Annotated in this window: 19 protein-coding genes; 6 read left to right on the forward strand and 13 right to left on the reverse strand. The window is 37.7% G+C overall.

The window, feature by feature from the left end:
* Positions 1 to 30 precede the first annotated feature (30 nt).
* A complete protein-coding gene (locus ACRPLQ_RS16935; protein WP_033578760.1) occupies positions 31 to 276 on the forward strand; it encodes a hypothetical protein in 246 nt (81 codons plus the stop codon).
* A gap of 10 nt (positions 277 to 286) precedes the next feature.
* Here ACRPLQ_RS16935 and ACRPLQ_RS16940 read toward each other — a convergent pair whose 3' ends face one another.
* From ACRPLQ_RS16940 to ACRPLQ_RS16955, 4 genes are all read right to left on the reverse strand, one after another.
* Positions 287 to 484 (reverse strand): hypothetical protein, encoded by a 198-nt coding sequence (locus tag ACRPLQ_RS16940; protein WP_034268305.1) that lies wholly within the window; start codon positions 482 to 484, stop codon positions 287 to 289.
* A gap of 575 nt (positions 485 to 1,059) precedes the next feature.
* Positions 1,060 to 1,260 carry a hypothetical protein gene (locus ACRPLQ_RS16945; RefSeq protein WP_223260161.1) on the reverse strand — a complete coding sequence of 67 codons (201 nt, stop codon included), beginning with the start codon at positions 1,258 to 1,260 and terminating at the stop codon, positions 1,060 to 1,062.
* A 638-nt stretch (positions 1,261 to 1,898) separates the two neighbouring features.
* Positions 1,899 to 2,087, reverse strand: a complete 189-nt coding sequence (locus tag ACRPLQ_RS16950; protein WP_014460480.1) for a hypothetical protein — start codon at positions 2,085 to 2,087, stop codon at positions 1,899 to 1,901.
* A gap of 84 nt (positions 2,088 to 2,171) precedes the next feature.
* Entirely contained in the window at positions 2,172 to 2,582 is a 411-nt protein-coding gene (locus tag ACRPLQ_RS16955; RefSeq protein WP_028408813.1) for a hypothetical protein, read from the reverse strand.
* Between the two features lie 160 nt (positions 2,583 to 2,742).
* Between ACRPLQ_RS16955 and ACRPLQ_RS16960 the strand changes: the two genes are divergently transcribed.
* The gene (locus ACRPLQ_RS16960; RefSeq protein WP_033578758.1) at positions 2,743 to 3,474 is read left to right on the forward strand and encodes a polysaccharide deacetylase family protein; all 732 of its coding nucleotides are present in this window, start codon (positions 2,743 to 2,745) and stop codon (positions 3,472 to 3,474) included.
* Between the two features lie 465 nt (positions 3,475 to 3,939).
* Positions 3,940 to 4,104: a hypothetical protein gene (locus tag ACRPLQ_RS16965; protein ID WP_013056680.1), complete on the forward strand. Its 165-nt coding sequence runs from the start codon at positions 3,940 to 3,942 to the stop codon at positions 4,102 to 4,104.
* A 123-nt stretch (positions 4,105 to 4,227) separates the two neighbouring features.
* Here the strand turns inward: ACRPLQ_RS16965 and ACRPLQ_RS16970 are convergent, their stop codons facing one another.
* Together ACRPLQ_RS16970 and ACRPLQ_RS16975 are read right to left on the reverse strand one after the other, a co-directional pair.
* Complete coding sequence (locus ACRPLQ_RS16970) at positions 4,228 to 4,923, reverse strand: peptidoglycan-binding protein (protein ID WP_432236182.1); 696 nt, start codon at positions 4,921 to 4,923, stop codon at positions 4,228 to 4,230.
* A gap of 135 nt (positions 4,924 to 5,058) precedes the next feature.
* Positions 5,059 to 5,808, reverse strand: coding sequence for a Cof-type HAD-IIB family hydrolase (locus ACRPLQ_RS16975; protein WP_028413660.1), 750 nt, complete (start codon positions 5,806 to 5,808; stop codon positions 5,059 to 5,061).
* Positions 5,809 to 6,053: 245 nt separating this feature from the next.
* Here ACRPLQ_RS16975 and ACRPLQ_RS16980 point away from each other — a divergent pair, with 245 nt between their 5' ends.
* Positions 6,054 to 6,896 (forward strand): sulfurtransferase, encoded by an 843-nt coding sequence (locus ACRPLQ_RS16980; protein ID WP_063247259.1) that lies wholly within the window; start codon positions 6,054 to 6,056, stop codon positions 6,894 to 6,896.
* 75 nt (positions 6,897 to 6,971) lie between these two features.
* Here ACRPLQ_RS16980 and ACRPLQ_RS16985 read toward each other — a convergent pair whose 3' ends face one another.
* From ACRPLQ_RS16985 to ACRPLQ_RS17000, 4 genes are all read right to left on the reverse strand, one after another.
* Positions 6,972 to 7,616, reverse strand: a complete 645-nt coding sequence (locus ACRPLQ_RS16985; protein ID WP_165635884.1) for a FusB/FusC family EF-G-binding protein — start codon at positions 7,614 to 7,616, stop codon at positions 6,972 to 6,974.
* Between the two features lie 135 nt (positions 7,617 to 7,751).
* Positions 7,752 to 8,030, reverse strand: a complete 279-nt coding sequence (locus ACRPLQ_RS16990) for a CD3324 family protein (RefSeq protein WP_321201920.1) — start codon at positions 8,028 to 8,030, stop codon at positions 7,752 to 7,754.
* A gap of 366 nt (positions 8,031 to 8,396) precedes the next feature.
* On the reverse strand, positions 8,397 to 8,525 hold the full coding sequence (locus ACRPLQ_RS16995; protein ID WP_013056674.1) for a YuzL family protein: 129 nt from the start codon (positions 8,523 to 8,525) through the stop codon (positions 8,397 to 8,399).
* Between the two features lie 65 nt (positions 8,526 to 8,590).
* Positions 8,591 to 9,271 (reverse strand): class I SAM-dependent methyltransferase, encoded by a 681-nt coding sequence (locus ACRPLQ_RS17000; RefSeq protein WP_028413664.1) that lies wholly within the window; start codon positions 9,269 to 9,271, stop codon positions 8,591 to 8,593.
* Between the two features lie 104 nt (positions 9,272 to 9,375).
* Between ACRPLQ_RS17000 and ACRPLQ_RS17005 the strand changes: the two genes are divergently transcribed.
* Together ACRPLQ_RS17005 and ACRPLQ_RS17010 are read left to right on the forward strand one after the other, a co-directional pair.
* A complete protein-coding gene (locus ACRPLQ_RS17005) occupies positions 9,376 to 9,600 on the forward strand; it encodes a DUF3892 domain-containing protein (protein ID WP_013056672.1) in 225 nt (74 codons plus the stop codon).
* Positions 9,601 to 9,612: 12 nt separating this feature from the next.
* A complete protein-coding gene (locus ACRPLQ_RS17010; RefSeq protein ID WP_013056671.1) occupies positions 9,613 to 9,759 on the forward strand; it encodes a hypothetical protein in 147 nt (48 codons plus the stop codon).
* A gap of 303 nt (positions 9,760 to 10,062) precedes the next feature.
* Here ACRPLQ_RS17010 and ACRPLQ_RS17015 read toward each other — a convergent pair whose 3' ends face one another.
* The 3 genes from ACRPLQ_RS17015 to ACRPLQ_RS17025 form a co-directional block, all read right to left on the reverse strand.
* Positions 10,063 to 10,938: a helix-turn-helix domain-containing protein gene (locus tag ACRPLQ_RS17015; RefSeq protein ID WP_014460489.1), complete on the reverse strand. Its 876-nt coding sequence runs from the start codon at positions 10,936 to 10,938 to the stop codon at positions 10,063 to 10,065.
* A 248-nt stretch (positions 10,939 to 11,186) separates the two neighbouring features.
* Positions 11,187 to 12,278 carry a bifunctional diaminohydroxyphosphoribosylaminopyrimidine deaminase/5-amino-6-(5-phosphoribosylamino)uracil reductase RibD gene (gene ribD, locus ACRPLQ_RS17020; protein WP_033578754.1) on the reverse strand — a complete coding sequence of 364 codons (1,092 nt, stop codon included), beginning with the start codon at positions 12,276 to 12,278 and terminating at the stop codon, positions 11,187 to 11,189.
* Complete coding sequence (locus ACRPLQ_RS17025; protein WP_033578753.1) at positions 12,275 to 13,018, reverse strand: GTP cyclohydrolase II; 744 nt, start codon at positions 13,016 to 13,018, stop codon at positions 12,275 to 12,277. Before ACRPLQ_RS17025 ends, ribD begins: the two co-directional genes overlap by 4 nt.
* Positions 13,019 to 13,221 lie beyond the last annotated feature (203 nt).

Genomic DNA, 13,221 nt, shown 5'->3' on the forward strand with positions numbered 1-13,221 from the left:
ATTAATGTCTCATATGTATCGGGAGGAATTATGAAAATAGATCTCCGTTCTCCGCAAATCATTTTTGATGACCTCACCGTAAATACGGTTAAAAACAACGCAGGAGTATTTATAGGAAAAAATATGCAAAAAAATTGGGAAACTACAATCAGCAGCAGCAATTCAGGTTTTGGCACAATTTCGGGAGATGATAATCAACTATCCTACAATACACATCTTGTTCTTGGTGAAGATGATGTAAATGACTCTTTTAAGCAGGCCGCAAAAGAAGCTTAACTCTACGATTTTACTCATCATTTTTTTTAGGGGTTTTCGCCACGGTGGTATTATTTAAAATTTTATTAGAATGACCAACTATTTTTCCAAAACCGTCAGAAATTTGACTTTTATGACTCCATTTATATTGAATATTAACGCCATAAAATAGGCCTGAACTGTTTTGAATTTTATTTACTTTGATGGAATGATAATGAATATTGGCCATAAAAACACCTCACAGACAGCAATTTATTTCAGTTAATACCATATAAAACTCAAATACATGATCTTATGTTTAAATTCTTATCTGCTTCGTCTCTTTAATCATTTAAGCTTTTACGCCTTTTCTATGATATTTACTCCATTTACTATAAAAGTATTCCTCTCATTACTCTTGAGTGTTATTCCTCTAAAATAAGCTAGCAAAAAAACCATCTGTATAAAAGATGGTTTAAGCCTGTTACTCATATATCCTCCCCACTCTGCCAAAATAACCGATTGATAGAATGCCTAATTACTTTTACTTCTTTAACTTTGTGTAACAGGAGCATTGTTGAAATCTATGTGTTCAGAAAAATTGGAATCAACGACGTCATTATCGTTAATAACATTTACCATTTGAGAGGCAAAGTTATTATAGCCAATTATTTCACCAAACCCCGTATTACTTTTCCAATTCACTTCCCAATCTGATTGAGTATTTTCTCCTGTGAAAATACCAGAGTTATTAGAAATATACGTAACATTAAGATTAGTAAATTTTATAATCAACTTTTCTCAACTTCTTTCATCTTCTTTTTCCTAGAACTGAGAAACTGGCTGAGGATTAATATTTTCAGGCTGAGTAATTGGCGTATCACAAACATCCTGATCATTAATGATATTCGTGCTGCCCAATATAGCTGAATTTATAGCAAAACCGTTTCCTAAGTTAAATTTACCTTGGGAATTCCAATCTGGCTGGCTATTTTGACCTGAAGCAATTACTGAATTGGACACCATACTTACCACGTTTATTTGGTTGAAAATGACGGAAACAGGCATTAGTCCATTCCTCCGCTTTCTAAAATTTTAATGTAGTATATGCGTCCGTTTAAAGTATGGTTCAATTGATTTTCTGCAATTAACATGTTCGTTAAATCTATCGCCACTAAATTCATATATGTTCTTCTCGTAAACCCTTTGTACTCCCCTACCTAGTAAGTTTAAAACGGGAGTTTCTTAATCTCCCTGAATAAGGTGAAGCATTCAGGCATCACTTCTTCCTTGTAAGCGGCCATGTCTTGTAGTTTGTATTTAGAACATAGTTTTATCAAATAAAGAAAAGAGATTGAGACATCACGAGATCAATCCAATCCCAGAAGAAACGAACGGGATAAAAAATCGAGTATGAATCGCCTATGACACTGCTGTTGATTTCGGTGCAATACCTTACTTTTTATAGGATGATGTTGAGCTTCCTCGCCGTTTGCGCTCCTGCGGCGAGTTCTTATCTATTTAGCTTTTCTAAACCTTGTCCTTCAACCAATCGCTAGAATCAGCTACATACATAAGGTCTACGTTCAGCCTATCCATGAAAAAAACCGAACGATTCACCGCTCGGATTTTTCTTCAACTAATATACGTTTGTCTCAGCCTCTTTAAAGTTCTTTAATATATTCAATGACCGAATCTGGAAATTCGTTTCGAATTCCGCAATTCCCACAATAAAATCCGCTATATTCGTCTGTCGCAACGTACTGTCTTAAAAGAAACAATGTTAACCTGTTTGGGAGACCGCATTCTGTGCAAAACGCCAGGTATTTGCTGCGCTGTCTGTTTGCTGACATACGTTTCATCCTTTCGATTAACTATAGAAAGCGTTTTCTTATTTATATGGAGCTTTCTTATTAGTTTATGACAGCAATTACGGTCTATCTCCAATTATTGTCGCGACGAGAAGGGCGGAATAAACGCAGAATTAAATTAATTATAAGCACAATAGCCAAAATGTTAATTAATAACCCAAAAATCCCGCCCAGTGCACCCATATGACCAAGCAAACCGCCAAATAACATCCCTGCCAGACCGCCGTACAGCAGTCCACGAGCGAATCCTCCTCGTTTTGAACGGGTAACGCCTCGATTTACAGTTCCATTTCTGCGATTTGAAAAATTAGATCTCGGCTCATTTTGTCTAACGCTTGGCTGTCTATTAAACGACCGCTTCCCCGAACGATACGACCTTGCACTTACGTTATAGTCGTCGTGATAGGAAATATATTCAGCTAAGGGAGATAAACTTAGCGAAAAAATCAATGCTACGGCAATCATTATCTTTTTCATCTGCTTTTTCCTTTCTTCACCTAATAGTAACTGTTTATTATAGTGCGCTGTTTCATGCATATCATACGTTTTGACACAAAAGGGCATTTCAGCTTCATACAAAATTTTTAATCGGGTATCATAACGTTATACTTTGCCCTAGAAAGGAGCGTGCATGTACATGATACGAAGAATTAGTATACTGCTGTTCACACTGTGCTTCTTATTTAATGGAGCCCTTCCTGCACTATGTAAAGCGGAACAAGTAAAAAATGTAGCTGTGCGTGACCGTTTGCTTTATCAAGGTAATAACCATCTAAAGCAAACCGCCCTAACATTTGATGATGGACCGGATCCGCGCTTTACTCCACATGTATTGGATCAATTGAAAAAGCATGGTATTAAAGCAACCTTTTTTCTTATTGGGGCAAAAGCTCATGAACATCCTGAGCTGGTGAAGAGAATGGTAGCTGAAGGTCATGCTGTTGGGATTCATACCTATTGGCACCCCAACTTACTAAAAGAATCGACTGAAAAGTTTCACTGGGAAATTGCCAAAACTCAGGCTATTATTAAAAACATTACCGGGTTTGAAACACAGCTGTTTCGTCCTCCCTATGGAAATTTAACGCAAGAAATGATCAGCGAGCTGCCAAATGAAAATGTCTATGCGATTAACTGGTCTTCTGATTCATTAGACTGGAAGCAAATCCCAGAAGCAGAAATAACCAAGAATGTATTTAAGAACATGCACGCTGGAACAATTGTTTTGATGCACGACGGCGGCCATTGGACCATGGATCTTTCCAACACCCCAAAGTCGCTGGACACCATCATTCCTAGACTTAAACAAGAAGGATATCATTTTGTGACCGTCCCAGAACTTTTGCACATCCCTTATCCAAAAAATTAAGCTCCAACGAGTTTCTGATTTAGAAACTCGTTGGAGCTTTACAATTTTCTTTAATAGAAAGTAAATATGCCTCCCCCTACAAAAAGAGCGTGTCAAAAGATCTAATACAAATCCATCTTAAAACTCAAAAATATGCCTTATTCCTTCAAAACGTTATCATACTAAAGATACAAAAAGAGGCATTCTTTTTTTGTTCCATCACTCTACAATAGAGGGAATTTACGGATAACCTCTAAAATAGGTTTTAAGTTGCATAATTAGGAGTAAATATTACTATAACTACTCTCATATTTTTAGACAAGCTGCATATGTATAAAATGAGAGAGTCGAACGCATTCCACATATCCCTAAATTTCTTCTTCTCACAAAAAAATTGACGAACTTTTTTTGTCAACAGGTGCGTATAGATATGATAGAATTCCTATATAATGACCTGGATTCATTTCTAAACAAGGAGTTTTGACTATGATTAATGAACAAGAGACGTTGTTATTTATTAAAGAACTTGGCCGCTTGTTGAAAGACTATCAAAACTGTTCAAACGCCTCTGTAAAAAGTGAAATATATAAAGATATCGTGTTGTTGAGCAATGTTATCCAGTTAGATCACGTGAACGTTTCTTACGCTTAGAAAATCCTTTTTATTTCTTTATAAATTTCAGTTTTTCTACCATAACTACAGAAAAGGAAGAAAAGAGACGATTTCCATCCATCTCTTTTCTTCCTTTTCTCGTTCTCATATTTTCATGGTTATTTAGAACATAGTTTTATTAAAATTTTCATAGAGTTTTTCGAGTGTCTTCGGTCCAACTATTCCATCTACCTGCAAATAAAGTGCTTGTTGAAAAGCTTTTACCGCTTTGAGAGTGGAAGACCCGAATATACCGTCTGCTCCTCCAAAAAGAGAATAGCCTAAGTGAATAAGCATACGTTGAATTAACTGTACTTGATTTCCTCGATCTCCGTATTCAATTAGCACTCTTGAAACCTTTTCCGTCTGTTTCTCAGGTTTTTTTCCACTTCGAAGCTCCGACAAAGATAAACCGAATGTATATTGAAAATGAGGATAATCTTTTAAGCTTTTCCAATCTCCTCCCCATTCCAACCCGATCCTTTTTCCTACCTCTCCCGCTTTGTTCCATCTTCGATCAATGGTCCAGTCAACTTCTCCGTTGTTATCAAGCAGCGCAATATCAATAGCTAGTCCATAATTATGATAAGAATAGCCGCCTTTGGCATTAGTCACGATACTTCCTGGTGTTGTTCGGCCTTGTGAATATAGTTTGTGCTGCTGCTCTATCGATCTAAATCCTTCAGTGATCACAATAAATATACTTTCTTTATATGCTTGCCTAATGAGCTCGTACGATTTTTCTCGCACTGTTTCATGTACATTCTGCAACTTATTTTCTGCTTTTTTTAACAGCTTGTCTAATGATAAATCGCTCATACTCCCCACTCCTTAACTAGATGGCTTCTCCTTATATATACGTATAAGACGAACTCTAAGGGAGGCATCCAGTATCAGTTTATGCGGAAAGTAGTTAAGTGGTGCAACAGTGACGCCTGCTGTGTAGAGCTGCTGTTATTTCAGTACCCAGTGGCTGATAGCCTTCGCTACTCCGTTATTGACATTTGTATCTGTCACCCAGTCCGCTGCTTCTTTTACAGCTTCCTGAGCATTTCCCATGGCGATTCCACAACCTGCCGCTTCAATCATAGCCATATCATTTAAGCTGTCTCCCATTGCAATGACTTCATCCATTGAAATGCCCAAACGTTCACATACAGTCATGATCCCTTTTGCTTTGTTAATACCAAGTGCATTAATTTCTAGATTCGTTAAACTAGAATTGCTGATTTCAAAATCTGAAATGCCTGCTATTTGTTTCAGCACTTCTTCTCGTAAAGCATCATCTGGAATATCGTAGCCAAACTTCAGCCATTCCTGTGAAGCAATATCTTCTGGAAATTCATCTCTCCATACTTTATCCGTCGTCACAGCCCAGAAGTTAAGCTTATGCTCTTGCGTTAGATTCCACATTTTCTCAATGTGTGAAGCATCAATTAACTTTCGTTCTACAAGCTGTCCAGATTCATCCCAAATTTCACTTCCGTTTACTGTAATAAGGTAAGAAGACAGCTGAAGAGACTGCGCGTATTCACGGCATGTTAAAAGAGATCGCCCCGTGCTTAATACCACATGAACACCTTGTTCTTGAGCTTTAGCAATGGCCGCACGATTTTCTTCAGAAATTTCTTGCTGATCGTTCAGCAGGGTTCCATCCATATCTAGTGCAATCAGTTTAAATTCTTTCTTTTCATTTGTTTGCATCTTTCTCTCTCCTTCTCATCAATAGTAAGTATGACCTTACGGTGAGCATTTGGCTTATACTATGTAACTCTTACTATAACTGTAGCACAGGAGCATTTCACTCTGCATCAGATAAGCGCTAAAATGGTCAATTATTCTATGGGGAATAATTGAAGGAAAGCAGCATACCTTTGCCGTAATTTATATTTAAAGCTTTTCATTTTTATTTATTTCAACTAGAATTTTGGTAAAAGGATGTGAATGTTATGAACACTATTATTTCACCGGCTGACTTACATACTGCATTACAGCAACCCCAACACTCCATTGTGTTGCTTGACTGCCGATTTACCCTTGGAAAGCCTGAGGCAGGAGCAGATGCTTATCAAAATGAGCACCTCCCGGATGCTCATTATTTGGATTTAGAAAAAGATTTGTCCTCTGTGGCTACTTCTCACGGAGGCAGACACCCGCTGCCCGATGTTCAAAAGCTCGCTCAGAAGCTCGGCAACTTAGGAATTAATGCTGATTCCAGAGTCGTCGTTTATGATGAACAAAACGGAATGATGGCTTCAAGAGCATGGTGGCTACTGCGATATATAGGAATTGAATACGTACAAATTTTAAATGGAGGTTTTAATAACTGGAAACAATCGGGATATGAAACAACTAAGAGCGTTCCAGCATCTTCTCCTCAAACTTTTGTACCTTTCGTTCAACAAGATTGGGGAGTTGCAGGAGTTGAATACGTAAAAGAGAATCTTCATAATCCTAATGTTGTTCTTGTCGACTCTCGTGAAAAAAAGAGATATCTCGGCTTAGAAGAACCCATTGATTTTGTAGCAGGACATATTCCAGGCGCCATTCATTCTTTTTGGCAAGATGTGTTAACTTCAGAAGGTTTATGGAAAACAGATAAAGAGTGGAAGGAGATGTTTTCAGCTATTGATTCTCACGCTGAAATCATTGTATACTGCGGATCGGGTGTATCTGCTTGCCCTAACGTTTTGGCTTTAAAATCAGCCGGTTTTCCAAATGTAAAATTATATGCCGGCAGCTGGAGCGATTGGATTAGCTATCGTGACAATCCAATCGAGAAAAACAGATAGACAAAGAAGGCTCAGTCTCACCAAAAGTATAGAGACTGAACCTTCTTTTTTTGTATTTTTCTTATTAGCCGCATGCTATTTACTGAGCCTCAACATAAAATCATGAAGCCGATCTAAGGTAAGCAAGTTTTGATTACATGCTTCGCTATCTTGACAAATATAATTTCCTCGTTGGGTAAATGTTCCTTGAACAGTTCCTTTGATTTCAGCAGTGAACATACCGACTTCCTCGTAGCTGTGGCAAAGTGTGCATATTCCCTTCTGGTTGATAGGCTTAAATGTTCCTTGAATACCTTTTAGCTTCTCGGTATACGAATCCTGCGCTACGATAAACTTTTTGTTTGAGCCTTTATCGACCCAGCTAACATATGAAATGCTCCCTAGATCAATGGTATCAACTGAAGGAATCTTTAACTTTTTCACTTTCGGAAACAATTTTTTAACGCCAGCTTCTGTAAACGATTTAAATGGAATCACGTAAGGCTTTATCGTTTCTAAAAACACCTCTGCTTGTTCTTTATTTTTAACTTCAGCAACCGGTAACAATAACTCTTCCTGTTCCTCAGTAAGAACTTCAAACGCGTTTAATACTTTTTCTTTTGCAAGAGCTTTTAAAGCCTGCAGCACATCGGAATTGTTCACTGTTCCATATCCATTGATAAGAATTTGCGTTTGGCTTTTGATAAAGTTATATTGATCATTTCTTATAAACGCTTCCACGATCTTCACTCCTTCTTCAGGTAATCAGCTACTTTTTACTTTACCGTATGGATTCCTTTTACGAAATGTAAAAAATAAATCAGAAATAAACTATACCTAAAAAAGCGCGGGCATTCAGTCGCCCGCGCTTGATTTTTACCGTTGCGTTTTATATACAATTTTTTTGATGGTTTCGGTTGATAAGAAGTATTCACGGGCTAGCTCCTCGATTGAAGCTCCTTTTTTGAACAACGTCTTAATCTGTTCGTTTCGCTCGTCAATCAACTTTCTTCCACCAGAGCAAGTGCCCCATTTCTTCCTTGCCTTCTGCGGCTTCGGAATATAAATGGTTTCTCCTTGAATATATTTTTGAATTTCACTAATCAGCTCTTCAGGTAAAATATTTGTTGCTTTTACATACGTCATTTCTGCCAGCTCCTTATGTGATTTTGCTTATACAATAAGGGGCAAAGCCGTATATATTAGAAATGAGATATGCTCGGTTAGGCGATGTCTATTACTAAACCGTCCACCCCATGCAAAGTATCGCCTCTCTAATATCAGGCTTTGCATGAGACGCTGCAGTATCCGGTAAATATCTTTTATTCACCATTTATTACACCTCCGCTTTACATCGAATGGAAACCAAGCTTGTAGAAAATTACAATTATTGGCTCAGATTTTATTATAAGCTATCTGCAATCTTGCAGACAATACCTTCTTACTTATAAAGATGACACCGTAAATAAAACGAACTTGCAGTGAGCTCGTTGTTCTCCCTGCAAGTTCGTTTTATTTTTGTTATGAACGCTTCTGCTTTTTGTTAGCTGAACTGCTTTGAACACCTTGTTCAGAAGTGGTCGTCCCTTGTCCTTCTACATTTGGTGAACCTAGCTCTGATTTTGAGCGGTCTTTTTTAATTTTACTCATGTCACTCACCTCCAGTTTGTAGTGTACCCTTTGTACAGCTACATATAAGGAGACGCGTGCTGTTTTTATTGTTTCTTGAGCATAAATAGCCATAGAAACGTTAAGGCTTGCTTTAATTCATTTGGGAGCTGTCCAATCAGCTTATCAGTAACATTTCGCTTATATACACCTTCGCCATCGATTACTTCCCATCCATTTTCTTTTGCAAGCTGTTCAAACTCCCACGGCATCATCGTATTGCAAATAACGTCTTCCCCATATAGTCTTTGATAACTGTTGGTACGAGGCTGAGCAGTTGGCCCAAGAATACCTACGCATGCATATCCTCCTGGTTTTACAACTCGGTACAATTCCTTCAAAGCTAATCGAGGATGCTCAGTCCATTCTAACGCATTGATTACCATAACCCCTTCTACTGATTCAGAAGACAGCGGGAGCTTCATAATATCAGCTTGAGCGAACGACAAATTTTCACTTTTATGCAGCTGCGATGCTTTTTGAATCATTTCTTCCGATAAATCAAGACCGATTGTTTTGTATCCAGAAGCAGCTAGAAGAGATGTCCCAAACCCATCACCGCAGCCCACGTCTGCCACTATACCACCTGATTTAAGATGTTTTTGAACAAATGGAATCACTGTTTTCCGACTTCCGTTTTTCCACATTTCTTCACTTCGGCTATTCCAAAATGATACTTTTTGGTTCCACTCGTCTTGAGCTTGATCATGCCAATTAAATGTTGTCATTTTTTATCCCCTTTGCACTCTTTTCTTTACCTTATCACTTTTTATAATGAATAAAAACGACTATTTCAGCAACCATATAGATGTAAAGGAAGGTGTTTATTTGTATGAAAGAACGTTTCGTTGCAGTACGTAAAAATGCAGACGGTGACCTCTTAGAATTCCAAACGGCTTCAGGAGACGTTTTAACCTATGAAGAAGCGTTAAAGAAAGTAGAAGCTGGGGACGTTGAGCATGTGAGTACCTTTGTAGGGAAAGACGGCGGTACGTATATTCGCAGCATTCCTGACCATGACAAAACAAATAATCTCGATGCATTGCCATCGTTTTAAAGGAGAATGGATATGACAAAAAAGAATAACAAAGGAAGCGCTAATCAAAGTAATCCAAAAACGCAGCACCACCTTGTTGAAATGGGTGAAGAAATTTCAAGCGGGGATAATTCAAAGGGAAACAAACGCAACAAAGATCAGTCTAGTAAAACACAATAAAAAAAGCCGTGCTTTTTAGCACGGCTTTTTTTATTAATGTTGGCTTGGAAGACCTAATGTTGAAAAATCTCCTGTTGCTACGCTTGTTCCAACTGAAGCAACACCTGCTACTAATGTAAACGCTAATGCCATACCGACTAATACTTTTTTCATAATTATTTCCTCCTCTTTCTTTGATTTGACTCTAGTGTATCACAGGATAAAAGTAGATGAATTCCTTTCTATCAGCATTTATCACCTTAAAACCATGGATTTCCTCCATTTTGATAGAAATTTCTCAAAAATTATAATGATAGGAATATTTTAAACAAATAGAGCTTCAAGTTCTTTTTCTACTAGCTTGACGAATCGCTCGTTTCGCTGCAAGGTGAAAATGGTCATAGACTTTTCCATATATTCTTTACCTTGTTCAATTTTACCTAATTTGATTAAGCTCTCTCCTGCTTGGTAATGAAGTTCTCCAAATAAATACATTGATTCATTACTAATGCACAAATCGATTCCTCGGTTGCTATATATCAATGATTCATCATAGTTACTCATATCTCCAAGCGTTTTGGCAAGTGCATTTAAAATTCTAATTTTTATATTTTCGTCTTTTGTTTGGGGCAGCTCATTTAAGCTTTTGAGTGCTGTTTGATATGTATCTAGAGCCTGTTCATACTCTTTCTCTTCATAAAGAATAATCCCAATGCTATTTAAAATTTCAATTTCTCTTTCTTTATAAAACGTTGCTGATTGCTTAGTAAGCTCGATCGCTTGGTACATTTTAGACAGCGCATCTTCTTTGTTGTGATGAATGTAATACACGCAAATACCTTCGTGCCACATTAAAAACTGCTTGTTCAGCGGATTTTGAAACAGGGGACTTTCTTTTTCTTTTACAATGATATTATGAATAGCATCATAATCTCTCTGACGAATATATTGACGAATTAACGATTGAACCGCATCTACGTAATCAAGTCGAGGTGATTCTACACTATCAAAAAAGTAGTTAACATCTACGCCAAGGCGCTTAGAAATTTTATAGAGGGTAATGCTTGATGGATATTCTTCACCGTTTTCAATTTTGCTGATTTGCGCTTGTGTACAAATGTCTCTTGATAATTCTTGTTGTGTCAACCCTGCCATTTTGCGAAGGTCTCTCATAACACTCCCAATTCTATACTCTCTCATCTCTTTTCTCACCCTTACTTTCACATAATATATTCTCTCTATAAACATATAGTGCTTTTATTTAGATAGTCAACTGTAAACACGCTAAAAATTTATGCAATGTTTCGAAATTGACCATTCCCTATAATAGCAAATTAATCTATAAGAGTAAAATAGTGTATTATTTTTCTTCTCTAAAAAATCCGAACGATAAATCGTTCGGATTTTCCTTCAACTAACATATTTTTGTTCCAGCCTCATTTACATTTTCATTTATAAACAGGATATCCAACAAATTTAAAGTCTTTACCAATTGAAGTAACAGAAAGACGCTCCACGTCCACTGCATCCCACATCTTTTCTACGCCTTTTCCTTCTAGAAAAGTAGGAGCTTCTTTTCCTCCTGAAAGCTTTGGAGCCATATACAGCACCAATTTATCAATTAAACGATTTTCTAGAAATGCGGCATTCACTTCGCCGCCTCCTTCAATTAAAAGAGACGACACAAATTTCTCACCTAGTATAGAAAGCATATCTTCAAGATTTACTTTGTCCTCACCGCTTGTGACAAATACTTCGACGCCTTGTTTCTCAAGCTGTTCTTTTTTTTCTTTTGAATAGCCCTGACTTGTAAATACCCATGTTGGGGCTAAAGAATCCGTTGCTAGCTTGGAATCAAGGGGCATACGCAACTTCGAATCCATCACAATACGAATCGGGCTTCGGCCGCCTTCGATGCGAGTTGTCAGCTCGGGGTTGTCCTTAATGACCGTGTTCACCCCTACTAAGATACCCGCCGTTTCATGACGAAGCTGATGTACATCCAAACGAGCTGCCTCAGACGTAATCCACTTGCTGTGAGAAAAAGCAGTAGCTATTTTACCGTCTAACGTAATCGCTGACTTTAACGAAACAAACGGCTTCTTCGTTACAATATACTTATTGAAGACTTCGTTCATTTGACGTGACTCTTCTTCACATACACCTGTTATGACCTCAATGCCTGCTTTTTCTAAAATTTCAACTCCATTACCTGCTACTAAAGGGTTGGGGTCTAAAGTTGCTATGACCACTTTTTTTACACCGGCTTCAACCAGCGCTTCAGCACAAGGACCTGTACGTCCGTGGTGTGAACAAGGCTCTAGCGTTACATAAGCAGTCGCTCCTTGTGCTTGTTCGCCAGCCATTCGCAGCGCATGAATTTCAGCGTGAGGCTCTCCCGCTTTTAAATGCGTACCGATTCCAACGATTCGATTATCGTTTACAATGACAGATCCTACAAGCGGATTTGGATCTGTTTGTCCTTTTGTTGCTTTTGCGTTTTGTAAAGCTATATTCATATAAAATTCGTGATTGATCAAAGAAGAACCTCCTCTTTTAAGTGTCCTGAACGTTTAACTTTGGTGTCTAGATACTTTTCATTAAACTGAGATACATCTCCCCAAAGTGGAACGCGCCCTGATAAAAGTGCACCGTTTTTCTCAAGTGCGATTAGCTTTTTCGGATTATTCGTAATCAGCGTAACAGGTTTTTGACGCAGCACTTTTAACACACTGATGGCCTCGCTATAGCTGCGAGTATCATCTTCAAATCCTAACCCTTCATTCGCCTCTACCGTATCAAATCCGTTTTCTTGAAGAACGTATGCCATTGCTTTGCTGAATAGGCCAATGCCGCGTCCTTCATGATTTGCTAAATAAAATAGCGCTCCGCTTCCATTTTCGACAATCATTTTCATCGATTGTTTTAATTGAAAACCACAGTCGCAGCGTTTGCTTCCGAATATGTCTCCCGTATGGCAGATACTGTGCATACGAATGAGTGCCTCATGCGATTCTTGAAAATCTCCGTACACAAGAACACTCGATTGCTGCATGTCAGCTAAATTAGCTCCTTGCATTTTTTCAATAAGCTCTTCCGTACTTAAAGATCCTTCTTTTACATTATCAGAACGCAACCATGAATACCAACTAAATACTTGTGTCTCTCCATCTAGATTCACCGGAAGCGTGATAGGTCCTACTATATAAATAAAATGATCATCATTTTTTACTACATTAATTTTATCTTTTAAAATTGAAACAACTTTTTCGTTAATCACAGTCATTTCCTCCTCTTATGTGTCTTTCACTTATCTACTCTTTTCACATTGTGCTCAATCTCTCACATGAACAAATATTTTTTCTAGCACTTCACTACATTTATCTTTTTTAATTGATGTATTAGCTTACTAAAAGTAAGTAACTTTACTTGCTTAAAGTATTATATGACGATACATTTATCTTGTAAAGCTTTTATGTTCTC

It is taken from the genome of Priestia sp. TRN 1309, from assembly GCF_050846875.1.
Lineage (GTDB): Bacteria > Bacillota > Bacilli > Bacillales > Bacillaceae_H > Priestia > Priestia zanthoxyli.

Coding starts and splice junctions, on each gene's coding strand:
- ACRPLQ_RS16935 (WP_033578760.1), top strand. CDS start 31: ATGAAAATAGATCTCCGTTCTCCGCAAATCATTTTTGATGACCTCACC.
- ACRPLQ_RS16940 (WP_034268305.1), bottom strand. CDS start 484: ATGGCCAATATTCATTATCATTCCATCAAAGTAAATAAAATTCAAAAC.
- ACRPLQ_RS16945 (WP_223260161.1), bottom strand. CDS start 1,260: ATGGTGTCCAATTCAGTAATTGCTTCAGGTCAAAATAGCCAGCCAGAT.
- ACRPLQ_RS16950 (WP_014460480.1), bottom strand. CDS start 2,087: ATGTCAGCAAACAGACAGCGCAGCAAATACCTGGCGTTTTGCACAGAA.
- ACRPLQ_RS16955 (WP_028408813.1), bottom strand. CDS start 2,582: ATGAAAAAGATAATGATTGCCGTAGCATTGATTTTTTCGCTAAGTTTA.
- ACRPLQ_RS16960 (WP_033578758.1), top strand. CDS start 2,743: ATGATACGAAGAATTAGTATACTGCTGTTCACACTGTGCTTCTTATTT.
- ACRPLQ_RS16965 (WP_013056680.1), top strand. CDS start 3,940: ATGATTAATGAACAAGAGACGTTGTTATTTATTAAAGAACTTGGCCGC.
- ACRPLQ_RS16970 (WP_432236182.1), bottom strand. CDS start 4,923: ATGAGCGATTTATCATTAGACAAGCTGTTAAAAAAAGCAGAAAATAAG.
- ACRPLQ_RS16975 (WP_028413660.1), bottom strand. CDS start 5,808: ATGCAAACAAATGAAAAGAAAGAATTTAAACTGATTGCACTAGATATG.
- ACRPLQ_RS16980 (WP_063247259.1), top strand. CDS start 6,054: ATGAACACTATTATTTCACCGGCTGACTTACATACTGCATTACAGCAA.
- ACRPLQ_RS16995 (WP_013056674.1), bottom strand. CDS start 8,525: ATGAGTAAAATTAAAAAAGACCGCTCAAAATCAGAGCTAGGTTCACCA.
- ACRPLQ_RS17000 (WP_028413664.1), bottom strand. CDS start 9,271: ATGACAACATTTAATTGGCATGATCAAGCTCAAGACGAGTGGAACCAA.
- ACRPLQ_RS17005 (WP_013056672.1), top strand. CDS start 9,376: ATGAAAGAACGTTTCGTTGCAGTACGTAAAAATGCAGACGGTGACCTC.
- ACRPLQ_RS17010 (WP_013056671.1), top strand. CDS start 9,613: ATGACAAAAAAGAATAACAAAGGAAGCGCTAATCAAAGTAATCCAAAA.
- ACRPLQ_RS17015 (WP_014460489.1), bottom strand. CDS start 10,938: ATGAGAGAGTATAGAATTGGGAGTGTTATGAGAGACCTTCGCAAAATG.